At 58.4% G+C, this 22,803-nt stretch carries 23 protein-coding genes; 16 read left to right on the top strand and 7 right to left on the bottom strand.

Annotation, left to right across the window (positions count from 1 at the left end):
- The first annotated feature begins 17 nt into the window (after positions 1–17).
- A complete protein-coding gene (locus ROI90_RS19345) occupies positions 18–1,430 on the top strand; it encodes an NADH-quinone oxidoreductase subunit N (RefSeq protein WP_315999929.1) in 1,413 nt (470 codons plus the stop codon).
- A 66-nt stretch (positions 1,431–1,496) separates the two neighbouring features.
- On the opposite strand, the gene ROI90_RS19350 is transcribed toward ROI90_RS19345, so the two are convergent.
- Both ROI90_RS19350 and ROI90_RS19355 read right to left on the bottom strand, forming a co-directional pair.
- On the bottom strand, positions 1,497–2,780 hold the full coding sequence (locus ROI90_RS19350; RefSeq protein ID WP_315999930.1) for an OmpA family protein: 1,284 nt from the start codon (positions 2,778–2,780) through the stop codon (positions 1,497–1,499).
- 120 nt (positions 2,781–2,900) lie between these two features.
- Positions 2,901–4,283, bottom strand: a complete 1,383-nt coding sequence (locus ROI90_RS19355; protein WP_315999931.1) for an OmpA family protein — start codon at positions 4,281–4,283, stop codon at positions 2,901–2,903.
- A gap of 339 nt (positions 4,284–4,622) precedes the next feature.
- Between ROI90_RS19355 and ROI90_RS19360 the strand changes: the two genes are divergently transcribed.
- Positions 4,623–4,844: a hypothetical protein gene (locus tag ROI90_RS19360; protein WP_315999932.1), complete on the top strand. Its 222-nt coding sequence runs from the start codon at positions 4,623–4,625 to the stop codon at positions 4,842–4,844.
- 92 nt (positions 4,845–4,936) lie between these two features.
- Here the strand turns inward: ROI90_RS19360 and ROI90_RS19365 are convergent, their stop codons facing one another.
- Together ROI90_RS19365 and aspS are read right to left on the bottom strand one after the other, a co-directional pair.
- Positions 4,937–5,371, bottom strand: coding sequence for a hypothetical protein (locus ROI90_RS19365; RefSeq protein WP_315999933.1), 435 nt, complete (start codon positions 5,369–5,371; stop codon positions 4,937–4,939).
- A 27-nt stretch (positions 5,372–5,398) separates the two neighbouring features.
- Complete coding sequence (gene aspS, locus ROI90_RS19370; RefSeq protein ID WP_315999934.1) at positions 5,399–7,165, bottom strand: aspartate--tRNA ligase; 1,767 nt, start codon at positions 7,163–7,165, stop codon at positions 5,399–5,401.
- Between the two features lie 311 nt (positions 7,166–7,476).
- Here aspS and ROI90_RS19375 point away from each other — a divergent pair, with 311 nt between their 5' ends.
- From ROI90_RS19375 to ROI90_RS19405, 7 genes are all read left to right on the top strand, one after another.
- Positions 7,477–7,929 carry a hypothetical protein gene (locus ROI90_RS19375; RefSeq protein WP_315999935.1) on the top strand — a complete coding sequence of 151 codons (453 nt, stop codon included), beginning with the start codon at positions 7,477–7,479 and terminating at the stop codon, positions 7,927–7,929.
- A 196-nt stretch (positions 7,930–8,125) separates the two neighbouring features.
- Entirely contained in the window at positions 8,126–8,692 is a 567-nt protein-coding gene (locus ROI90_RS19380; protein WP_315999936.1) for a hypothetical protein, read from the top strand.
- Between the two features lie 81 nt (positions 8,693–8,773).
- Positions 8,774–9,220 carry a nucleoside deaminase gene (locus tag ROI90_RS19385; protein WP_315999937.1) on the top strand — a complete coding sequence of 149 codons (447 nt, stop codon included), beginning with the start codon at positions 8,774–8,776 and terminating at the stop codon, positions 9,218–9,220.
- A 120-nt stretch (positions 9,221–9,340) separates the two neighbouring features.
- Positions 9,341–9,949 carry a superoxide dismutase gene (locus ROI90_RS19390; RefSeq protein ID WP_315999938.1) on the top strand — a complete coding sequence of 203 codons (609 nt, stop codon included), beginning with the start codon at positions 9,341–9,343 and terminating at the stop codon, positions 9,947–9,949.
- Positions 9,950–10,131: 182 nt separating this feature from the next.
- Entirely contained in the window at positions 10,132–10,401 is a 270-nt protein-coding gene (locus ROI90_RS19395; protein WP_315999939.1) for an ArsR/SmtB family transcription factor, read from the top strand.
- Positions 10,402–10,485: 84 nt separating this feature from the next.
- Positions 10,486–11,598, top strand: a complete 1,113-nt coding sequence (locus tag ROI90_RS19400) for an alkene reductase (protein ID WP_315999940.1) — start codon at positions 10,486–10,488, stop codon at positions 11,596–11,598.
- Between the two features lie 193 nt (positions 11,599–11,791).
- Entirely contained in the window at positions 11,792–13,087 is a 1,296-nt protein-coding gene (locus ROI90_RS19405; protein WP_315999941.1) for a nucleoside permease, read from the top strand.
- Between the two features lie 230 nt (positions 13,088–13,317).
- On the opposite strand, the gene ROI90_RS19410 is transcribed toward ROI90_RS19405, so the two are convergent.
- Positions 13,318–13,737, bottom strand: a complete 420-nt coding sequence (locus ROI90_RS19410) for a nucleoside-diphosphate kinase (protein WP_315999942.1) — start codon at positions 13,735–13,737, stop codon at positions 13,318–13,320.
- Between the two features lie 358 nt (positions 13,738–14,095).
- Between ROI90_RS19410 and ROI90_RS19415 the strand changes: the two genes are divergently transcribed.
- The 7 genes from ROI90_RS19415 (at position 14,096) to ROI90_RS19445 (ending at position 19,585) form a co-directional block, all read left to right on the top strand.
- The gene (locus ROI90_RS19415) at positions 14,096–15,139 is read left to right on the top strand and encodes a DHH family phosphoesterase (RefSeq protein ID WP_315999943.1); all 1,044 of its coding nucleotides are present in this window, start codon (positions 14,096–14,098) and stop codon (positions 15,137–15,139) included.
- Between the two features lie 51 nt (positions 15,140–15,190).
- On the top strand, positions 15,191–16,249 hold the full coding sequence (locus ROI90_RS19420; protein WP_315999944.1) for an FKBP-type peptidyl-prolyl cis-trans isomerase: 1,059 nt from the start codon (positions 15,191–15,193) through the stop codon (positions 16,247–16,249).
- A 108-nt stretch (positions 16,250–16,357) separates the two neighbouring features.
- Positions 16,358–16,876 (top strand): FKBP-type peptidyl-prolyl cis-trans isomerase, encoded by a 519-nt coding sequence (locus ROI90_RS19425; protein ID WP_315999945.1) that lies wholly within the window; start codon positions 16,358–16,360, stop codon positions 16,874–16,876.
- Between the two features lie 31 nt (positions 16,877–16,907).
- Positions 16,908–17,405: an FKBP-type peptidyl-prolyl cis-trans isomerase gene (locus tag ROI90_RS19430; RefSeq protein WP_315999946.1), complete on the top strand. Its 498-nt coding sequence runs from the start codon at positions 16,908–16,910 to the stop codon at positions 17,403–17,405.
- Positions 17,406–17,442: 37 nt separating this feature from the next.
- Positions 17,443–17,982, top strand: a complete 540-nt coding sequence (locus tag ROI90_RS19435) for an FKBP-type peptidyl-prolyl cis-trans isomerase (protein WP_315999947.1) — start codon at positions 17,443–17,445, stop codon at positions 17,980–17,982.
- 69 nt (positions 17,983–18,051) lie between these two features.
- Positions 18,052–18,483: an FKBP-type peptidyl-prolyl cis-trans isomerase gene (locus ROI90_RS19440; RefSeq protein WP_315999948.1), complete on the top strand. Its 432-nt coding sequence runs from the start codon at positions 18,052–18,054 to the stop codon at positions 18,481–18,483.
- 121 nt (positions 18,484–18,604) lie between these two features.
- Complete coding sequence (locus ROI90_RS19445) at positions 18,605–19,585, top strand: FKBP-type peptidyl-prolyl cis-trans isomerase (RefSeq protein WP_315999949.1); 981 nt, start codon at positions 18,605–18,607, stop codon at positions 19,583–19,585.
- A gap of 84 nt (positions 19,586–19,669) precedes the next feature.
- On the opposite strand, the gene recO is transcribed toward ROI90_RS19445, so the two are convergent.
- Both recO and porZ read right to left on the bottom strand, forming a co-directional pair.
- Positions 19,670–20,392: a DNA repair protein RecO gene (gene recO, locus ROI90_RS19450; RefSeq protein WP_315999950.1), complete on the bottom strand. Its 723-nt coding sequence runs from the start codon at positions 20,390–20,392 to the stop codon at positions 19,670–19,672.
- A gap of 60 nt (positions 20,393–20,452) precedes the next feature.
- Positions 20,453–22,801 (bottom strand): type IX secretion system anionic LPS delivery protein PorZ, encoded by a 2,349-nt coding sequence (gene porZ / locus ROI90_RS19455; RefSeq protein ID WP_315999951.1) that lies wholly within the window; start codon positions 22,799–22,801, stop codon positions 20,453–20,455.
- Positions 22,802–22,803: the final 2 nt, after the last annotated feature.

The raw sequence follows: 22,803 nt of genomic DNA on the forward strand, positions 1-22,803 counted from the left end.
GCTACATTGAGACGAACATGAATTCCATCATTCTCCTTTCCGTTCTGGGCCTCGGCAACCTGTTCCTCGGGTTCCGCCGCTCCAACCGGCTGCTGCTGCCCGTGATGATGCTCATCCTGGGCGGTATTCTGACGGTGAACTTCCTCGACTGGGGCAGCACGCAGTCGTTCTTCAACGGTATGCTCACCATCGACAACTTCTCGGTGGCCTTCACGGGCATCGTGCTGCTGACGGCGCTGGTGCTGGTACCCTTCTCCCAGAAATACGTGCTCGACGGCGAGGCCAACCTGGCCGAGTACTACTCGCTGCTGCTGTTCTCGCTGGTGGGGGCCATCATGCTGGTGAGCTACAACCACCTGCTGATGCTGTTTCTGGGCATCGAAATCCTGAGCGTGGCCATGTACGTGCTGGCCGGCTCCGACAAGCGCAACCTCCGCTCCAACGAGGCCGCCCTCAAGTACTTCCTGATGGGGGCCTTCTTCACCGGCGTGCTGCTGTTTGGCCTGGCGCTGGTGTACGGGGCTACCGGCACGTTCGGACTAAGCGAAATCAGCTTTGCGGTGCAAAACCCAGCCCCCGGCTTCGAGTCGCTGAAGCCGATGCTCTACATTGGCATGCTGCTGATGTTTATTGGGATGGGCTTCAAAGTATCAGCCGCGCCGTTCCACTTCTGGACGCCCGACGTGTACGAGGGTACGCCCACGTTCTTCGCCGCTTTCATGAGCACGGTGGTGAAAACCGCCGGTTTCGCGGCCTTCCTGAAGCTGCTGGTGCAGGCCTTCCCGGCCGCCAACGCCCAGGGCATCTGGCTGCCCACACTCACGGCCATGTGCGTGCTCACGCTGCTCATCGGCAACGTGGGCGCTGTGGCCCAGACCAGCATCAAGCGGATGCTGGCCTACTCCAGCGTATCCCACGCCGGCTACCTACTGATTGCGCTGGTGGCGTATAACGGTCAGCTGGAAGGTGCTTCGGCCAACGGTATTCTGTTCTACTCTTTGGCTTACTCGGTAGCCACGGTGGCCGCCTTTGGGGTGGTGAAGCTGGTGGCCGATGCCCGCCAGCGCGAGGATTATAACGGCCTGAACGGCTTGGCCAAAACCAACCCGCTGCTGGCCTTCTCGCTCACGGTTTCCATGTTGAGCTTGGCTGGTATTCCGCTCACGGGTGGTTTCTTCGGCAAGTTCTTCGTGTTTTCGGCGGCCGTAGAGAATGGCTACATCGGCCTTGTGGTGTTTGCCGTGGTGATGTCGATGGTGAGCATTTACTACTACCTGCGCCCCATCATCAGCATGTACATGCGCGACACCGACGCAACGACCAACGAGGTAGTGCCGGTAACCACGTTCCAAGCCGGCGCGCTGCTACTGCTGGCCTTGCTGACAGTACTGCTGGGTGTGCTACCCGGTTTGGTAGCCGGAGTACTCTAAAATTTACCTCCTCACGGATATAAAAAGAGCGGCCTTTCCAAGCCGCTCTTTTTGCGTTACTACCATTCATTTCTTTAACACCCGAATACTGATACGGCGGTTGAGGGCACGGCCCTCGGGCGTGGTATTGGGAGTTATAAAATACTTACCGCCATAGCCTTTCGCCTGTATGCGGTTCATATCGATGCCCATGCCGGCCATAGCCAGCATAGCCGTTTTGGCCCGCTCCTCGCTGAGCTGGAAGTTTTTGAGCGGATTGCCGGTACTATCCGTGTAGCCTCCAATTTTTACGACCGAGGCGGGAAAGGTTTGAAGGATGCCGGCCACGTTGCGGAGCTGCAGGAACGACTCATCGGTCAGGGTGGTAGAGCTAGGCTCAAAGTATACTCGGTCAAAGTTGATCCAGCCTTTTGTGCGGTTCACGGAGTCTACTTGTTGCGTGGGGTCGGCCAGGAATGTGTACAACCGGTTTTCGGTGGAAGTAGCGCCTACTTTTTGGGTAGTACCGTTAGCCAGGTGCAGAATGAGGGGCTGGCCGGTGTCGTAGATGTAATTGCCGGTAGTCGCATCGTAGCGGCCAGCGCGGGTGTCGGCAGCGGAGGTACTGGCGGGCACGGCAGTAACGGCGGCTACTACCGGATTGATGCCGCCGGGTTGGCTGCGCCAGTTCCCAAACCAATAGCCTAGCACAACAGCCACCAACAGCAACGCCCCCCATTGCCAGCGAATTGACGACTGCGGATTAGCCGCTGGCCTGGGCGGCATATACGTTTGCCCCCCTCCTACCGGCTCCCAACTTCCCGGCACAGGCACTGTAGCGGGAGCAGACAGCTCAGGGGTAGTGGTGGCGTGTGGCTCAGGAATTAGCTGGCTGGTTAACTGACCGCCTTCCTGCGTGAGCCACACAGCCATGGTTTCCGGGGTAAGATTTTGCTCCTGGCTATGTTCCCCAATGACACCCAGCGCAGCTACGGCAGATGCACTTAGTACCCGCTCCGCGGCGGGCATCCCTACGTTAGCGGCTGTAGCCACGCGCATGGCCGTAAAATGGTACGTTTCGCCCAGCAGGCCCTGCATTAGCGCCTGCCCCCGGTCAATCCAAACCGCGTGGTTTTCGGCAGCCATAGGCTCCAGTACGTTGGCACCATAGGCTTCCCGGCCGAGCTTCCAGATAGTGGCCGGACCGTTGGGACCCGCTACCCGGCCCGCCAACGCCTGCACAGCAACCGGTACCGCCCGCTTAAGCGCCGCTTGGAGTGCCTGCGTATCCTCCTGTGTTTCTGCCACCAATTGCTCCAGCAAATCATTGCTGAACGAAAATTGGGTAGTGCTTGCAAGTGACTGTTCCATATCCCTTCCCGTTAAATCCAACATAAATAAAACTACATTTTTTATTCAAATAATTATTACAATAGACACAAAAAAGCACCGACATACCCAGTATGTCGGCGCTTCGTAAGCTTGAAAACTCTACTTCCTGGTCACGCGCACATCAACCCGCCGGTTTTGGGCACGGCCTTCGGGTGTATCGTTGGTAGCAATGGGGTGTTCTTGGCCGTAGCCTTCAGCCGCTACTCGTCCACCATCAATACCGTTGTCCATCACCATTTTACGGGCGGCGTTGGCTCGGTCGGCGCTGAGCGTCAGGTTCATATCGGCTTTACCCTTGTTATCCGTGTACCCCCCAAATTTGATGGCAGCGTTGGGGAAGGCCTTGAGAATGGCGGCTGCGTTTTTCAGTTGCGCCTGCGACTCAGCCGTGAGGGTAGATTTGCCGGTATTGAAGTACACCCGGTCGAGGCTCATCCAACCCTGCGTTTTATCGTCGCTAACAGCTTGGTTGGCATCATTGAGGAAGTTGAACAGCCGGGCCTCGACGGAATTGGCTCCGGCATTCAGCGTAGTGCCATCGGGCAGCTTGATTTCCTGGTTGGAGCCGGTGTCATAGATATAGTTTCCACTAGCCTCGTCGTAGCGGCCGGAGGGCGCAGCCGGAGTTGTGGGCGTCATGGCCATACTCGTGTCGGTGGTTACGGCTTCGGTGGTAGCAGGCGCAGCGGTTTCTGGAGTTTCGTTGCAGCCTCGCATAAAGTACCACAGGGCAGCCAGGGCCAGCAGCGCCAGCAGTAGCCAGGGCCAGCGGCTGGGCGTGGCAACGGCTGTTTCTACCTCACGGGCAGTGGTGCGCGCGGCCTCGCCAGTGCGGTCCGTGGCGGCACTAACCGTGTTACCAACGTTGTGGACCGCAGCCGTAGCGGTGTTGCCCAACGTAGCAGCCCCAAGCCCCAGCCCTGATAAGATACCACCCAAACTACCCGGCAGACTGCCCAGCGCGCCCATAATGCTGCCGCGCTGACCATTGAGGTAGTTGCCAAAGCCCGCTTCATCCAGATTGTTGTCGGCGGCATGCTTGCCCAGCAGGCCTAGCACCACCGGCGCAGCCATACTCAGCAGGCTGCTCACCGAGGAAGTGCGCACACCAGTTTGTTGGCTTACACTCTCAACTGCCGGCGCGTAGTGGGTACCGAATACCGAGCGCAACAGCTCAGTACCACGGTTCAACAGGCTCCCATCGGAGGCAGGGGCCGTGGTGCTGGTGCTATTCAGGCCACCTAACAGGCTGCCTAAGTTGCCCAGGATGCCGCTGCTGTGCGCCTGCCGGGCCAGGCCAAAGAGTTCGGAAGTACCCCCGCTCTGCTGGGAACGGGCAAATAGCCCCCCAAGTACCAGCGGGACAATGCTTCGTAGCGCCGTGCCGATGCTACTTTCACTTTCGCCCAGCGCAGCGCTGGTCTGGCGCACAGTGTCACCGCCAAAGTAATTCTGAACGAGGTCCAGGAGGTTCTGGCTCATAGCTAGGAATAGTTAGGGTGAAAGATGCGTGTGCATACGCAAGCGCCCCGGCAGAGTCTAACTTTTTACTTGTCAGTTATATAAAATAATCAATATTTATTAATTACTGGTCATTTATGTACGCTTTTACAGTCGCCGCATTACGGTTTCATCGTCTTTGGGGGGTACCGAACATGGCGGCCGGCATGCTGAGTAAGGCAAAGGACTTTCGGTTCCCGAATTTCCAGAGTTCCATGGTGTCCAGGTGAGTAACTTCCCAGGGCTTTTTGCCAGCCGTATCCAAGTGGTGCGGCAGTTCCAGCCCGTTGAACGCCCGCCGAGCAGGGCGCGTTCTACTGCGTGCCCAGCTTTCCCCTCACGCTGGAAACGTGGCTGCACAGCCTCCCGCCCGGCACCGACCCGCGCCGCGTAAACCTGGATGCCCAGGCCGTACCCATTGCCGCCAACGCCGGGAATTTTGTTATCCGGCACCACTTTCTGCCCCACGGCAGCAGCCCCAACCGCGGCACCTATCCCCGCATTGTGCAGTACCTGAACATGTATCCGGTGGAGTTCAAGTAAACTATGGCGTGGCGGTAGTTTCTATACTGACCACAATCAAAAGCGGCACCCGATGCATCGGGTGCCGCTTTCATATAAGGTTTTTTATGGTTCTATAAACTTAGGTAGCGGTCATAGGGAGGTTCACCTTCGTAATATACTCCCGCCCCATTTCCGAATAAAATCAAAGTACCTTCTTGACCTAATGCTCTGTCTACGGCTTCATTCAATAACATTTCCTGACCGTCCAAAGCTCCATTAACTGAAATTACATAGCATCTATCGGCGTTCTTCAAATTTTCAAACCTGTTGCGAATGGATTGAGATTCGTGCGTGCCAGAGCCTCGCAAATCCTGGAATAGCCGCTTATCCAAGTCTTGACCATGATAAAGCATTTCTAAAAAACTTCCCCGCCGCTTCGGCGACTCGATAAAGCCTAAGTAGCGCTGGCGCTTGTTCTTCACTACATATGTATTGATAAAGTCTCTTTCCAGGTCGATATTCGTAAGCTGAAAATAACAGAAAATGGCACCCATCACAGGTGCCATTTCTTATTCAGTGAAGTTGTTACACTTCTACTTGCCCGCTACCACATCCGTCTTGATGCTCAGCTCCTTCAGCTGCGCGTCCGAAATCTGGGAGGGCGAGTCAATCATCACGTCGCGGCCGGAGTTGTTTTTGGGGAAGGCAATGAAGTCCCGGATGCTGTCGGCGCCGCCGAAGAGGCTGCAGAGACGGTCGAAGCCGAAGGCAATGCCACCGTGGGGCGGTGCGCCGTACTCGAAGGCGTCGAGCAGGAAGCCGAACTGGGCCTGAGCTTCTTCGGGGCTGAAGCCGAGCAGCCCGAACATCTGGGCCTGCACCGTGCGGTCATGGATGCGGATGGAGCCGCCGCCCACTTCCACGCCATTAATCACCATGTCGTAGGCGTTGGCGCGCACTTCCCCAATCGTGTCGGGCGAGGCCAGCAGGGCTACGTCCTCGGGCTTGGGCGAGGTGAAGGGGTGGTGCATGGCGAAGTAGCGGCCTTCCTCCTCGATGTACTCGAGCAGGGGAAAATCGACCACCCACAGGGCCGAGAAGGTATCCTTGTCGCGGAGGCCGAGGCGCTGGCCCATTTCCAGGCGCAGCTCCGAGAGGGCCTTGCGGGTTTTGTTCGGCTCGCCGGCCAGCACCAGCAGCAGGTCGCCGGGCTGGGCGTTGAAGGCGGATTTCCACTGCTGGAGCTGCTCCTGGCCGTAGAACTTATCCACCGACGACTTGACCGAGCCATCGGCTTCCACGCGGGCATACACCAGGCCGGTGGCGCCAATCTGGGGGCGTTTCACGTACTCGGTTAGTTCATCGAGCTGCTTGCGGGTGTAGCTGGCCGCGCCGGTGGCGCAGATACCTGCTACCAGCCCGGCAGCCTCAAACACCGGGAAGCCGTGGCCTTTCACTACGTCGTTCAGCTCTACAAACTTCATGTCGAAGCGCGTGTCGGGCTTGTCATTGCCGTAGTAGCGCATAGCATCGGCGTAGGTCATGCGCGGCAGCTCACCGATTTCCAGGTTCTTTACCTCGCGGAACAGGTATTGCACCAGCCCCTCAAAGGTGTTGAGGATGTCCTCCTGCTCCACAAACGACATTTCGCAGTCGATCTGGGTGAATTCGGGCTGGCGGTCGGCGCGCAGGTCTTCGTCGCGGAAGCACTTCACAATCTGGAAATACCTATCGAAGCCCGACACCATCAGCAGCTGCTTGAAGGTCTGGGGGCTTTGGGGCAGGGCGTAGAACTCGCCGGGGTTCATGCGCGAGGGCACCACGAAGTCGCGGGCGCCTTCGGGCGTGCTTTTGATGAGCACCGGGGTTTCCACTTCAATGAACTCCTGGCCGTCGAGGTAGCGGCGGGTGGCCTGGGCCACGCGGTGGCGCAGCATCAGGTTCTGGCGCACGGGGGCGCGGCGCAGGTCCAGGTAGCGGTACTTCATGCGCAGGTCGTCGCCGCCGTCAGTGTCGTCCTCAATCAGGAAGGGCGGCAGCTTGGCCGGGTTGAGCACCTCCAGCTTCTCCACCCGGATTTCGATGCCGCCGGTGGGCATTTTGTCGTTTTTGGAGTGGCGCTCGGCCACTTTGCCGGTCACGCACACCACAAACTCACGGCCCAGCTGCCGGGCCTGCTCGCGCACCTCGGCCGTTTCCACACCTTCTTCCAGGGCCAGCTGCGTGAGGCCGTACCGGTCGCGCAGGTCCACCCACAGAATGCCGCCCTTGTCGCGGGTGCGCTGCACCCAGCCGCAGAGCGTAACGGTTTGGCCAATGTGTTCGGGGCGCAATTCGCCGCAGGTATGAGTCCGGAGCATTTTTTTGTGGTGCTTAGTACTTGGTGCTTAGTGCATAGGCTGCCAACTGCCGGCGCAGGCTCAAAACGTAGCCTACGCACTAGGCACCAAGCACTAAGCACTAACTAGGACGAAGGTAGGCAGGAAAAACAAGTAGGGTTCTACGCAGGGCCAGCTTTTGTTGGCTTTGGGTACTGGATAAATAGCCTGAAAAGCCAGTTTTCAGCAGCTCGGCAAGGTTTTGCGTAAGCTTGCGTAAAAATTGGTACGGAGTATGCAAACAGGCTTCACCAAACCAACTTCCCTTCGCCTCACTCCTTCTTTTACCCCGTATGAAACGCCCCGTTCTGCTTGCCCTAGCCGCTACCCTGCTTTCCTTCTCGGCCGCGCAGGCCCAGACCAAGGTAAAAACCAAAGCCAAAACCGCCAGTGGCACTGAAGTAAAGACCAAATCGGAAGCGGAGCCTGTAACGCTCAATGGCCCTATCAAGCGCGTAGAAACGCTGTCGGGCATCGACGTATTCCCTTCCTCCGGTGGCCAAACTATCATGCTCAGCTTTACCCAGCAGTTTACCAAACCCGGCACGCTGGTGATGACCAACTATAAAAAGCAGGCCGTGTACACCACCGACCTGGACCCCACCAACAACACCGGGGAGCCCGTTGACCTGGGCCGTATTCCGGCTGGCACCTACCTCATTGAGGCCAAAACCGGCAACTACGTGTATTGGAAGAAGGTGAGCATCAAATACCCCTCGGTAGCTACCACCAAAAAGCGCCGCTAAATCACAGATGATGCCGATGATGGGGATGCCGCCGATTCGTTCTAACCGCTCGTCAGATAAGCACGAATATGCGGCCTCCCTGTCATCTGTTATGTAAATGAATACCTGCAAAGCTCCGGAGTCGCCAGCGGCTTCGGAGCTTTGCGTTTGAATGCGGCGGCTCCTGGTTGTGGGTTCCGCCTTACCTTTCTGCCCTATGAAAACCGTTTCCTATTTCCGCCATGTTGTACCATTGGTGTTGGCGGTGTTGCTGCTGGCGGCCTTTGCCGGCCCCAAGCTGAAGAAAACCGCCGTTGGCAAGAACATTACGATTGGCGTGCCGGAGAGCTTTCAGGCTTTACCCGACGATGGTATTGCCGCTAAATACCCTTCCCCCCGCAAACCGCTGGCCGTGTTCAGCAACCCCAGCGGCCGCATCGATTTGAGCGTGCAGCAGAAGCCCACTACCTTTAGTAATCGGGACTATGCGCTACTGCTCAAGATTTACAAGGCCAGCATTCAGAACCTGTACAGCAAGGTGCAGTTCCTGCGCGAGGATATCCAGACAATCAACAAGCGGGATTTTGTGGTGCTGGAGTTTGTCTCGACGGTAACCGACAACCGCCGGGGCGGCAATCTGGCTCCCATTCGCAAGTACCAGCTGGTGCAGTACGCCATTGAGCGTGACCAGTTGTACGTGTTTACCTTCGATGCACCCGCCGAGGAGCAGGCCCAGTGGCAGCCCACCGCCCAAGCCGTGATGCAGAGTATTGTGATGAAGTAAATTTTTAGCTGTTGGCTACTGGCTGTTAGCTAGTAGCTTTTGCGCAAGCGAAGCCAACAGCCAGTAGCCAACAGCTAAGAAATGACCCTTTCCTTGTATTCAGATGAGCAGTACATCCGAGAGGCGCTGAAGCAGGCCCGGTACGCTTTTGAGGAAGATGAAATTCCGATTGGGGCCGTGGTGGTGCTGGATAAGCGCATTATTGCCCGGGCCTACAACCAAACCGAAAAGCTGCAGGACGTAACGGCTCACGCCGAAATGCTGGCCCTCACGGCCGCCGCCAACCACTTAGGCAACAAATACCTGCAGGAGTGTACCCTGTACGTAACCGTGGAGCCCTGCGTGATGTGCGCCGGGGCCACCGCCTGGGCCCAGGTGCGCCGGGTGGTGTACGGGGCGGCCGAGCCCAAATTCGGGTACCGCCGCCACGGTCAGCTGCTGCACCCCCGCGCTGAGGTAGTCAGCGGCATTTTGGGGGATGAGTGCGAGAGCCTGATGCGCGAATTCTTCGCCCAAAAGCGGAAATAATCTACTTTTGGCCGCCCCCGCGTAACCCTATAGGGCGTCCGGCGGTTGTACATGCGGTGGTGCCCGGCACTACTGAGTACCTGTGTTGCTCTCCCTTTTCATCTTAAACCTTTCTGTATTATGGCTTTCGAACTGCCCCAACTGCCCTACGCCTACGATGCCCTGGAGCCGCACTTTGATGCGCAAACCATGGAAATTCACCATAGCAAGCACCACCAAGCCTACGTTACCAACCTCAACAATGCCATTGCAGGCACTGAGTTGGAAGGTAAAAGCCTGGAAGATTTGCTCCAGAACATTGCCTCGGCCCCCGCGCCGGTGCGCAACAACGGCGGTGGCCATTGGAACCACTCCTTCTTCTGGCAGATTTTGGGCCCCAATGGTGGCGGAACGCCCACGGGCGCAGTTGGTGAGGCCATCAACAAGGCCTTCGGCAGCTACGAGAAGTTCAAGGAAGAATTCACGAAGGCTGCTACTACCCGCTTCGGCTCCGGCTGGGCCTGGCTGTGCAAGCAGGCCGATGGCTCGGTGCAAATCTGCTCCACGCCCAACCAGGATAACCCGTTGATGCCCGACTCCGGCTGCAAAGGGACCCCGGTGCTAGGCCTAGATGTGTGGGAGCACGCTTACTACCTGAAATACCAGAACCGTCGCCCCGACTACATTGCCGCTTTCTTCAACCTCATCAACTGGGATGAAGTAAACAAGCGCTTCGCAGAGGCGGCGTAAGCTACCGTTGCGCTTTACAACAGCATACAGAAGGCTGCCTTACCGGCGGCCTTCTTTTTTTTGCCCAGTGAACACACAGTCAATCCACTCAGTAGTACCCACCACCCGGCATCCTTGTACGGCCCGCGCTGCTCCCGTTTCGCTGCAGTCTGCAGAGGGCAAATTAGTTATCTTGCTCAACTATGGATTCTCAACTAGTGGCCAAATCGGCGGGGGCGTTGTCAGACAAGTATCGGCTCCGTATTGTGCTGGCGCTGAGTAGGCAGCCGCAGCTCGCTTTTGCCGAAGTGCAGGAACTCACGGGCCTGTCTCAGCCCTGCGTATCCCACCACCTCAAGATACTGGCGGATAGTGGGCTGGTACAAACGCAGAAGTGCGGACGGTGCGTGCAGGTAACGCTGAACAAGGCAGCAGTCCGGCAATTGGCCTTGTTTCTGAATGACCTGGGATAAAGCGCAACTATTTGCCTGAACCCATTCAAACATTTCGATGGGAAGATGCTTTATAGCCGCATCAACTCAACCGCTGAATTTCTGATGGCTACTACGCTCTTCTCCCCTGCCAAGCTAGGCAACATTACCCTCCAGAACCACATTGTAATGGCTCCGATGACGCGCAGCCGCGCCCTGGGCAACGTACCCGGCCCCCTGGAGGCCGAATACTACGCCCAGCGGGCTACCGCCGGCCTCATCGTCACGGAAGGCACCTCGCCCTCGGCCAACGGCCTGGGGTACGCCCGCATCCCCGGTCTGTTTACGCCCGAGCAGGTGGCCGGCTGGAAGCTGGTAACCGATGCTGTGCACGCCAAGGGCGGCCACGTTTTTGTGCAGCTGATGCACACGGGCCGCATTTCGCACCCGCTCAATATGGCTGCTGACGCCGAAATCGTGGCCCCATCGGCCATTGCCGCCGCCGGTGATATGTGGACCGACCAGCAGCAGATGCAACCCCAGCCTACCCCGCGCGAACTGACTACCGCCGAGGTGAAGGAAGTAGTGCAGGAATACATTAACTCGGCTAAGCTGGCCGTGGAAGCTGGTTTCGACGGAGTGGAAATCCACGCCGCCAACGGCTACCTCATCGACCAGTTCCTTAACCCCAAAAGCAACCAGCGCACCGATGAGTACGGTGGCAGCGCTGAAAACCGGGCCCGCTTTGCCCTGGAAATTGCCCAGGGTATGGTAGCCGCTATTGGGGCGGAGCGCGTGGGTATCCGCGTGTCGCCCTACGGTGCCTTCAACGACGTGGCTCCTACCTTCGCTGACATTGATGCGCAGTACTTATACCTGGCTGCTGAGCTGCAGAAGCTGAATTTGGTGTATTTGCACATCGTGAACCACGAGAGCATGGGCGCCCCGGCCGTACCAGCCGGTATCATTGCCAGCCTGCGCGAGAAGTTCACCAACACGTTCATCCTGAGCGGTGGCTACGACGTGGACCGCGCCGAAGCTGACCTGCAAAGTGGCCGGGCCGACCTAATAGCCTTCGGCCGCGCCTTCATTTCCAACCCCGACCTGGTAGCTCGCCTGGAGCAGGGCGCCGAGCTGGCCCCGGCCGATCCTTCTACCTTCTACGCTCCCGGCCCTGAGGGCTTCCACCAAGGCTACACCGACTATCCGGCGCTGGCTCCTGCCGAGGCCCAAGCATAGCCATTTTAGCTGACTTAGCTGCGTGCAACTGCCCCCTGGCCTCTTTGGCTGGGGGGCAGTTTGCTTTTCGGGGCAATGTAGCGGGCCCGGGCGCTGGGTGGCAGAAGGCACTCAAGCGAATTTTCACCGCAGAGAATTCTTGTATCTTTAGGTTTCAAATTGTGTTCCCCCCACTTCTCTCAACAGTATTGGCATGAGTACCAAGTTGCGTCTCACTATTCTGAGCTTTCTACAGTTTTTTATCTGGGGCTCATGGCTGATAACCATCGGGGCGTACTGGTTTCAGACCAAGCAATGGTCGGGGGCGCAGTTCGGGGCCATCTTCTCCACCATGGGCATTGCTTCCATCTTCATGCCTTCCATCATGGGGATTATTGCCGATAAGTATGTGAATGCGGAGAAGCTCTACGGCGTCCTGCATATTCTGGGCGGTGCGGTGCTGTGCACGGTGCCGATGGTGGCGGACCCGGGCACCTTCTTCTGGGTGATTCTGCTGAACATGATTTTCTACATGCCCACGCTGGCCCTCAGCATTGCCGTATCGTACTCGGTGCTGAAACGGCAGGGCCTGGATGTGGTGAAGGACTACCCGCCCATCCGGGTGTGGGGCACCATCGGCTTCATCGTGGCCATGTGGACGGTGAGTTTGCTGGGCTTCGAGAAATCGGCTAACCAGTTCTATGTGGCGGCCGCCGCGGCTTTTGCGCTGGGTATTTACTCGTTTACGCTGCCGGCCTGCCCGCCCCCGTCCAAAGATACCCCCAGCCGCTCCCTGGTGGATGTGCTGGGTTTGAAGTCTTTTGCTTTGCTGCGCGACCCCAAGATGCTCACCTTCTTCCTGTTCGCGCTGCTGCTGGGTGCCGCTTTGCAGCTCACCAACGCCTACGGCGACACCTTCCTGCACGATTTCGACAAGGTGCCGGCCTATCAGGACACATTTGCCGTGAAGTACCCGGCCATCATCATGTCCATCTCGCAGGTGTCGGAAACGCTGTTTATTCTGGCTATTCCGTTCTTTTTGCGCCGCTTTGGTATCAAGCAGGTAATGCTGTTCAGCATGATTGCCTGGGTGCTGCGCTTCGGGCTGCTGGCCTTCGGCACTCCCGATTTCCCCGGCATCACGCTGGTTATCCTCTCGTGCATCGTGTACGGTATGGCCTTCGACTTCTTCAACATCTCGGGCTCGTTGTTTGTGGAAACCCAGACGGCTTCCAGCATCCGGGCCAGTGCCCAGGGCCTGTTTATGATGATGACCAACGGCTTCGGCGCGGTGCTGGGCAGCTCGGTGAGCGGTATCGTTATTGAGAAGTACTTCACCGCCGCCGACGGCGTAACCAAGGACTGGCAGGGCATCTGGCTGTCGTTTGCGGCTTATGCGCTGGTTATTGCCGTGCTGTTCGTGTTCCTTTTCAAGCACAAGCACACGCCCCAGGAAGCCACCGCCGACGCCGAGCACGTGGAGCCCATCCTGAGCGTGGAAAATGCCTAAATCACGGATTTAGACCGATTTCTCGGATTACACGGATTCGTTCTGTCTTATCGTAGGCTCGAATTTTTTGGATTACACGGATACGTTCCGGCGTTTTCTACTTCGACCTATCAGAAAACAAAAAGCCCGCTTGCAGCAGCAAGCGGGCTTTTTGTTGGCAGACATCCCAGACCAAACCACGAAATCAGAACGAATCCGTGTAATCCGAAAAATCCGTCTAAATCCGTGATTTAGAATTGCTCGTCGGTGGTGAAGTAGAAGTCACCTTCGATTTTGGCATTCTCATCGGAGTCGGAGCCGTGCACGGCGTTGGCTTCGATGCTCTTGGCGTACTTCTTCCGGATGGTGCCTTCGGCGGCCTGGGCGGGGTTGGTGGCACCAATCAGGGTACGGAAGTCAGCCACGGCGTTGTCTTTCTCCAGAATAGCGGCTACGATGGGCCCCGAGGACATGTACTTCACCAGGTCGCCGTAGAAGGGACGCTCCTTGTGTACTTCGTAGAACTGGCCGGCGCGCTCGGGGGTTAGCTGTACTTTTTTCAGGGCTACGATGCGGAAGCCGCCTTCCTCAATCATGCTCAGGATGCCACCAATGTGGTTGTCCTGGGTGGCGTCGGGCTTAATCATCGTGAACGTGCGGTTCGTGGCCATGGGCTTGGTATGGTTAGTTGAAATGGGTACCGTTGCGGTGCAAACATCAGGCGTTTGCGGCCGCAAAAGTACGGAATGAATTGATGGCATACGGTGGAGCCGCTAAAATGCCTGAAGCAGCCGCCCGGCTTTTTTGGCGGCACATGTTGGCGAGGGTAGCATATTGCCCATATTCAACTCCACATTTCTCATATTTTTCCCGCTTCGGAACATTCGGGCAGCCCGCCGCCTTACACTCACCTACGCTCCGGCTGCACCTTTCTGAAAGCCGTTTTGTTGGAACCCAGAATATTTCCGACTTTTGCCGCCTTTGTACGCGGCCTAACCGACCGAAATTCAGTCACCTACCCCGTAGGCAATGTCCACAATATCTGAGCTGAAGGAGCTGCTGGCGCAACCCCGACAGATTTTCATCACCACCCACCACAAGCCCGATGCTGACGCCCTGGGCTCGTCCCTGGGTTTGGCCGGCTACCTCCGCAAGAAGGGCCACAGCGTAACGGTGGTTACGCCGTCCGACTACCCCAACTTCCTGGCCTGGATGCCCGGCAACGAGGAGGTAGTGGTGTACGAGCCCCGCCACAACGACGCCCAGGTGCGCGACATCATCGCGCGGGCCGAGGTGCTGTTCTGCCTTGATTTCAGCTGTCTGGGCCGCATCAATGAGCTGGGCGACTACGTGCGCAACGCGCCGGGTACCAAGGTGCTCATCGACCACCACCAGGAGCCGGAGGACTTCGCGCAGCTGGACTACTCCAACCCCAAAGCGGCCGCCACGGCGGAGCTGGTGTTTGAGGTCATCCGCGACCTGGGCGACCAGGACCTGATTGACACGGGCATCGGGGAGTGCCTCTACGCGGGCATTATGACGGATACGGGCTCCTTCCGCCACCCCAGCACCTCCCGCAACGTGCACCTGATTATTGCCGAGCTGCTCAACGCCGGCATCAACCTCTCCGACGTGCACCGCCGCATCTACGACTCGCACTCGGAGGAGCGGCTGCGCTTCCTGGGCTTCGTGCTCAAGGACAAGCTCACGGTGCTGCGCGAGTACAACACGGCCTATATTGCCATTACGGCCGATGAGCTGCGCCAGTACAACTCCAAAACCGGCGACACCGAGGGGCTGGTGAACTTCGCGCTCAGCATCGAGGGCATCGTGTTTGCCGCTATTCTCATTGATCGGGGCCAGGCCGTGAAGATTTCCTTCCGCTCGGTGGGCGACTTCTCGGTAAGTGAGTTCTCGCGCCGCAACTTCAACGGCGGCGGCCACCACAACGCCTCGGGCGGCATCAGCTACGACTCGCTGGACAGCACCGTGGAGCGTTTCCTGGGGCTTTTGCCCGCCTACCAGACCCAACTTGTTACGGCCCCGCTGACTCCGGTAGCACCATCGGTGTAATTCGGTGTAACTTGGGCGCTCATTCTGTCTTCTAACCCGCAAAACCCCTTCATGTTCCTTAAACGCAACTTTCTGAGCCTGGCCCTCGCTGCCGGCGTTCTGGGCCTCGCCTCCTGCAATAAAGGCGGTGATTTCAGCAAGACTACCTCAGGAATCGAATACAAAGTTTTCAAGAGCAACGGCAAGAGCTACGATGCCCGCGAAGTTGGCGCCGAAGGCGACGCGACCTACAAGGACCGCATCGGCAAAATCATGGCGCTGCACGTGGAGTATCGCACCGGCAAGGACTCGGTACTGTTCAACTCGCGCAAGCAGCAGATGGGCTTCCCGGTGCGCGTGCCCCTGGACTCGGTGCGCAAGCAGCAGCGCGGCGGCCTGGAAGAGGCCATCAGCCTGCTCCAGCCAGGCGACTCGGCCGTGTTTCGCTTCAACGTAGATACCATCTTCGCCAAGTCGTTCCGCCAGCCGGTGCCGCCTTTCATGCAGAAAGCGGGCAAAACCATGACCATGTACGTGAAGGTGGACAAGGTGCAGACCCGCGACGAAGCCATGGCCGACGTGCAGAAAATGCAGGTGGAGCAGCAGCAGAAAATGAAGGAGCACGCCGACCAGCAGCTCAAGTCGGATGACGTGAAGCTCCAGGATTACATCAAGAAAAACAACCTGACGGCCCAGAAGGACCCTTCGGGCGTGTACTACGTGGTGACTACGCCCGGCACCGGCCCCAAGCCCAAAGCCGGCCAGATTGTAGCCGTGAAGTACACGGGCAAATTGCTGGAAAACGGCAAAGTGTTCGATACCTCCGAGAAAGCGCCCAACAACGGCAAGCCCATCGAATTCCCGATTGGCGTAGGCCAGGTGATTCCGGGCTGGGACAAGGCCATTCCGATGCTGAACAAAGGCTCGAAAGCCGTGCTGCTGATTCCTTCGTCGCTGGCCTACGGGCAGCGCGGGGCCGGGGCCGATATTCCGGCCGATGCTATTCTGCGCTTTGACGTGGAGCTGGTCGACGTGAAAAACGCTCCGCCCCAGCCCCAGATGAGCCAGGAAGACATGCAGCGTCAGCTGGAAGCCATGCAGCAGCAACAGCAGCAGCAGCAAGGCCAGTAAGTGCACTTGTTGCCCTGGTTTGTTGTTCACGCAAAAGCCCCCGACCCGGTGCAACCGAGCCGGGGGCTTTTGACTCTTCTACTCACTCCCTTTTTGCCTGCTTTGCTTATGCAGTTTTCCTTTTTCCGTCGCCCGATGGCTTGGTTTAGCCTCTGCTTGCTGGTAGTAGGCGGCCTGCTGGCTTCCTGCCAGAAAACCGACGAGTTTACCATTGATACCAAAGACTACTCGGCCCGTGACAAGCAGATCATTGAGGATTTCATCCGGGCTAATAATCTTACCGGCACCCGGCTCGATACGCTGGGCATGACCATTATCGAAACCAAGCCGGGCACCGGCGCCCGGCCCAAGCGCAACCAGTCGGTGTCGGCGCTGTACACGGGCAGCCTGGTGCCGTCCGGCAACGTGTTCGACTCGACCGGCAGCCGGGGTGACCAGCCGTTTTCGTTTGCGGTTGGCGCGGGCCAGGTGATTCCCGGCTGGGACATCGGCTTCTCGACCCTGCGCGTGGGATCCAAAGCCATTCTGCTGATTCCCTCGGCCCTGGGCTACGGGGGCCGGCCGGTGGGCCCCATTCCGTCCGCTTCCGTGCTGCGTTTCGACGTGGAAGTGAAGAACATCCAATAAGTCCGCGGACTCCGCTTTTTTGCTTTTGCTTATGAAATTCCGCTTTTCTCTGCCGTCGGTGCTGCTGCTGGGCGTGGTGGCCTCCCTGGCCGCCTGCAAAGACGATGACAAGCCGGCCACCCCGGACTACACGGCCCAGGATGACGCCGTTATTCAGCAGTACATCAAGGATAAAAGCCTGACCGGCTTCCGCAAGGATACGCTGGACGTGTACATCGGCGTTACCCAGCCCGGCACCGGCCCCAACGCCAAAAGAGGCAAGGTGGTGAAGGTGCTCTACACCGGCACCTTACTGGACGGCACCGTATTCGACAGCAACCTGACCACCCTGGGGTTTCCGTTCACCATCGGGCTTTCCGGTGACAGAGGAGTTATCAATGGGTGGAATGGAGCCTTCACGCGCCTAAATAAGGGAGCTAAAGCAACGCTGCTCATTCCTTCCGCACAGGCGTACGGCTCGTCGAGCAGCGGCAAAATTCCGGCTAACTCGGTGCTGCGCTTCGACGTGGAAGTAGTTGACATTAAGTAAATTTACCAGGCTGCCTACCCTGGCGGCCGTTTCGGTTATGAAAAAAACTTCCCTGATTCTGTCGATGCTGGCGCTGGCTTTGGCCGGCACCCCGGCCCTCACCGGCTGCAACTCCGACACGATTTACGAGCAGCAGGCCAAGCTGGTAGAAGAGCAGAAGAAAACGGATGACTCTGCCATTCAGGCCTACCTCAAGCGCCACGGCATCACCACCTACAACCGGCTGGAATCGGGTATCTACCTGGTGCCAATTGCCGATGGCCCCACTACCAATCCACTCATTAAAGCCGGCCAGAAGGTAACTACCAACTACGTAGGCAAGCTCATCAGCGAAGCTAACGACGGAGTAGTGTTTGATGCCTCCAGCAACAACCGCACGGCCTGCGGCTGCTTGAGCTTCTACAACGGTACCAACGAGCTGATCAGTGGCTGGAGCGTAGCCACCCAGCAAATGCGCAAGGGTGACCGAAAGCTGGTGCTGATTCCATCATATCTGGCCTACGGCGGAGGAAGCAAAGGCTCTATCGGGCCCAACACCCCGCTGCTGTTCGATATGGAAATCTTGAACGTAGAATAACTGGCTATGTCGTGCTCAGTAGCAGTTCGGTGCTGTATTATGGCTTTTTGCTGCCTGCCTATGGCGGGTATGGCTCAGCGCACCCTATCTACTACCACCGTACCGGTTTCTACTGATAGCCTGTTGCCCAGGGCCGTTACCACCGCCTCGGGGCTGCGCTACGCCATCCGGCAGCGCGGCATAGGCCCCCTGCCCCAGCGCGGCGACCGGGTAACGGTGCACTACACGGGGCTGCTGGCATCGGATGGGCATATTTTTGATACTTCCGTGCAGCAAGGCGGCCCACTCAAGGTGAAAGCCGGCCAGGGCGTGGTTATCAAGGGGTTTGATGAAGCCCTGCTCCTGTTGCCGGCCGGCAGCCGGGCGCGCGTCTGGATTCCGGCGGCGCTGGCCTATGGCCCGAAAGGCCGCCTCGACCCCGACGACGACGCGGGCAAGCGCTACATTATCCCGCCCAACGCTAACCTGGTATTTGAGCTGGAAGTACTGAAAGTGAAGTAAAGACCGGCCCGCCCCTACTATTGGAGCGGGCCGGTGGCGTATGCCCCATTCCTGGCCTGTCACCTTAGTTGTCGGGTATCCTTCCCATCTTGCTGCCTCTACTCGCTTAGCGCACGTACCCATGCTTACTTCTGCTCGATTCCGGAGCTTTCTGGGCCTTTTGTCTGCCTCTATCAGTCTGTACTGCTGCCCTGCGGTGGCCCAGCAAAGCCCGGCCGCCTTTAACCGTCTCAGCTCCGGGCTGGAATACCGGATTTACCACCGCGAAAATGGCCGCTACGTACCGCGTCCGGCCCTGCCCCCCGCCGGTGATGCCGGCTACTCCGCCCGCATCGGCCAGATCCTGAGCGCCCACCTGCAGTTCCGCACCGCTTCGGACTCGGTGCTCATGCACTCCCGCCGCCAGAACAACAACCAGCCGGTACGCATTCCGCTGGACACCATCCGGAGCACGCAACGCGGCAGCGTGGAGGAGGCCCTGTCCCTGCTGCAGCCCGGCGACTCCGGCGTGTTCCGGCTTAACCTGGACACGGTGTTTGTGAAATCGTTCCGGCAGCCGGTACCGCCGTTTATGCGCAAAGCGGGCAATACGCTCACGGTGCTGGCCAAAGCCCTCAAGGTACAGACCCAGGCGGAAGCCATGCAGGACTTCCAGCAGGAGAAAGTACAGGCCCAGGCAGAAGCCAAAAAGAAAGACGCCGCCCGCACCGCTCAGGAGGACGTACGGATGCTGGCCTATTTCAAGCAGAACAAGCTAACGAGCCTGAAAACGGCAAAAGGGCTGCGTTATGTGATAACCAAAGTGGGTACCGGCCCCAAGCCCAAACCCGGCCAGTTGGTATCGGTGCTGTACACGGGCATGCTGCTCAACGGCACCGTATTCGACGCCTCCTCCCGCAATGGCAATAAGCCCATCACGTTTGCGCTGGGCCAGGGTCAGGTAATACCGGGTTGGGACGAGGGCATTGCCTTGCTCCCAAAAGGCTCCAAGGCCGTGCTGCTCATTCCGTCGGCGCTGGCTTACGGCAGCCGGGGTGCCGGCGCCGATATTCCCCCGAACAGCATTCTGCGCTTCAATGTAGAGCTGGTGGACGTGAAGTAAGTTGTTAATTGCTGGTTGTTAGTTATTAGTTGTCAGTGTAAAAACGAACTGACAACTGACAACTAATAACTAACAACCAGCAACTTATAACTCGGCCAGCACTTCGGAGAGTACCGACAGTGAGCGGACGTCACCGAGGTGCTCGACGTGCAGCTGGTAGTAGCGGATAAGCACATCCAGCAACTCCCGCCGAATGCGGCCGTTGGGAATAACGGCCGTTGCGGGGTGCTGCAGTAAGGCGTCGAAATAGTGCTCAAACTCCTGAAAGCGCATGGCCACCGGGCTGCGGCCACCGGCGACGCTGGGCGCTTCGGCGGCGAAGGTCACTTGGGAAGTAATCTGCTCGGCGGTTTCCGGCCCAAAACCCAGGTAATGACTGAGCTGCAGCAGAAACTCCAGGGCAAAGTTCTCAAAGCCGCTTTCCTGCTGATCGAAGCGCAGAATAGAGTCGTGCAGGAAGGTAAATAGAGGCTCGTTTTCTTCCTCCTCCTGCAATACCCGGCTCACAATTTCCGACAGTAGCAGGCCTACGCTGCTCTTGCGCACATCGTAGGGCAGGGTACGAAATGGCTCGGAGCAACGAAATTCCGCCAGGCGCGTGAGGCCCCCACTCCGAGAGGTGTAGGCTACCAGATCCAGCATGGTGAAGGGCTGAAACAGGGCAATACGGCCGGGCGGCTTGGCTTTGCGCACTCCGTTCACCACGTAGCTCTGCAGCCCCAGCCGCTCGGTGTAAATGCGGGCAATGATGCTGGTTTCGCGGTAGCGCAAATAGCTGAGCACAATGCCCCGGGTTTTGATGAGCATGCTGAGTAGGGTTGGTAGGAACTAGCTGTAAACAGTGCGGCGGCGCTTTTAATTTCCCGCTTAGCGCTCTACTACGGCCACTTTGCTTACGCACCCGTTCTTGCCATCCGCATCCGACGACAGCACCAGATACACACCCGACTGCACCCGCCGGCCGTTACCATCCAGCAGGTTCCAGGTAACGGCTCCGCCAGTGGCGCGGGTCTGGTACACCAGCTTCCCCGTTACGTCGGTAATTTTCACGAAGCCGTTGTTAGCCAGCCCGGTAATGCCTACCTGGCCCGTAAAATCAGTGCGCACGGGGTTGGGGAACACCTTGGCGCAGCTGGGCTTGCCCTCCGTCACGGTAGCGTCGCCCCGGTAAGCCACGGTACCGGCATCCGTCACCACGAATACTTCCCCGGTTTTATCGTTCACCTCCACATCCACAATCTGGTTGGAGGGCAGCGGGCTGTTATCGGTGGTGAAGTGCAGCAGGCCCTCACTGGCGTCGGCGCTGAACAGCCACAAGCCCCGGTCAGTACCAAACCACTTGCGGTTGGCCCCATCCACGGCAATGGCCCGGATACGCTCGTTAAACAGCGTGGGGAAACCCGTCCCATCTCCCCGCCGCACGTAGGGCAGCGTAAACTGCAGGTTCAGGTTGGTATCAAAGCTGCTGAGGGCATCATTGAATACAGCAGGGCCGCTGTTGGTGGCCACCCATATATTGCCCGTGCGGTCTTTCACCAAGTCATTGGATTCCCGGATTGAAATGCTGGTGTTATCAACCCCGAACGCCTGAGTGTAGTAGCGCACCGCTTTATCATTCGGCTGGTAGGCCACTACGCCGGTAGGGCTCAGGCGGCTACCTGTGGCCCACACTGTGCCAGCCTCGTCCAGCACTATCCGCTCCAGATTGTGGCTACCGCTGAAGAAGTCCAATATCCGCCAAGTAGTGGTAGCCGGGTTAAACATGTACACGCCCGACTGCCCTTCAATCTGGTGGCGGTTTATCAGCCAGACGTTGCCTTCCGCATCAGTAGTGAGGTCGGTTACCCGGGTAAAATCAGGATTCGGAATGGCGCTTTTCAGCGGATTTGGCAGATTAGTCGTCGGGTTAAACACGCGAAACTCGCCCGGCCCTTTCCACTCCAGCAGGCCGTTGCCGTAGCTACCTACGTACAGAGTTCCGTCGGGCGTGCGCGCCCCCCGAGTCAGGTCTTTGAGGTTAGGATACTGAGCCGGGTTGGGTTGCGTAGTTGTATTGATATTCGTCCATCGGCCATCGGCATACTCGGCAAATCCGCGGTACAGTTCGCTCTGCACGTAATTTTCACCGTAGCCACCCGTGAAGATATTCACCTTGCCGGAGCGAGCATCGGCTAGAACGTTGAAGCCCTGAGCATAGGCCGGAGCATTGGTAACAAACTGCTGGGCCTGCGCGCCATCAGTGGTTTGTAACAGGCCGTTGGTGTTGTCGGCTAAGTAGTACGTGCCCTTCCGGTCGCGGAGGGCTGCCTGGGGGTTCACTAGCTGCGTGGGGCGCAGGGTGCGCACCCGCACCCCAGTAGCCGCGTTAAGCACCGTTACCTGGCTGTTGTCGGTGATGAGCAGGCCGGCCCGGCTGGGGGTGAGCTGCCGGAACTCTACGCCGGTAGGTGAGCCGCTTAGGGGCTGCCAGCCGCTGCCGGCCGCGTACGTTACCAACCGCTCCCCGTTAATGCCGGCTACTACGCGGCCATCCTGCACGGCTAGGGTGCGGTAGGGGTTGCCGGCGCGGGCGGGCAGGTCGGTGGTCCAGTTGCGGTAGTCGAGGGGGTTGGCGCTCAGGTTGGTGCGCATTAACCCGTTGGACGTAGCCGCAAACAACACACCGTTGGCCACGGCCGTGGCATATACCTGCACGGCTGTGCCGCCGGGCCCAATGTTGGTGTACGAGTCCCGGATTTCGAGCCGGGTCAGATCCACTACTACAATACCAAAGCTGCAGGCCAGGTAGGCCCGCCGGGCATTGATGTGAATATGGTTGATGGTTTTGGCCCCGCTGATTTCCTTGCGGGCAATATCATTAAGGTTAGTAACGGCCTCATTCTGGGGGCGCAGAATATCCAGGTTGGCGCTGCGGTAGGCCACCACCAGCTGCTGCGTTACCGAATCATAGGCCAGCGTACTTACCCCCGCGTCGTTCAGGCCGTCGCGCCGGGAGAGCAGGCGCGTGGTATTCAGCTCTTTATCAAAATAGAAAAAGGCATTTTCGGCGGCCACGTATACCCGGCTGCCCGCATCGGCCAACGCCCGCGCCTGGTTGTTGGGCACGTGAAGCTGCCAGTCGCCGTAGCCCACCGGCCCCTGGGCCCGGGCGGAGGCAGTAGTCAACAGAAAAGCGGCAAGGCAAGCCCCGCGTAGCAGGCGTAGCACTGAAATCATGG

The organism is Hymenobacter endophyticus (assembly GCF_032464715.1).
In the GTDB taxonomy this organism is placed as follows: Bacteria; Bacteroidota; Bacteroidia; order Cytophagales; family Hymenobacteraceae; genus Hymenobacter; species Hymenobacter endophyticus.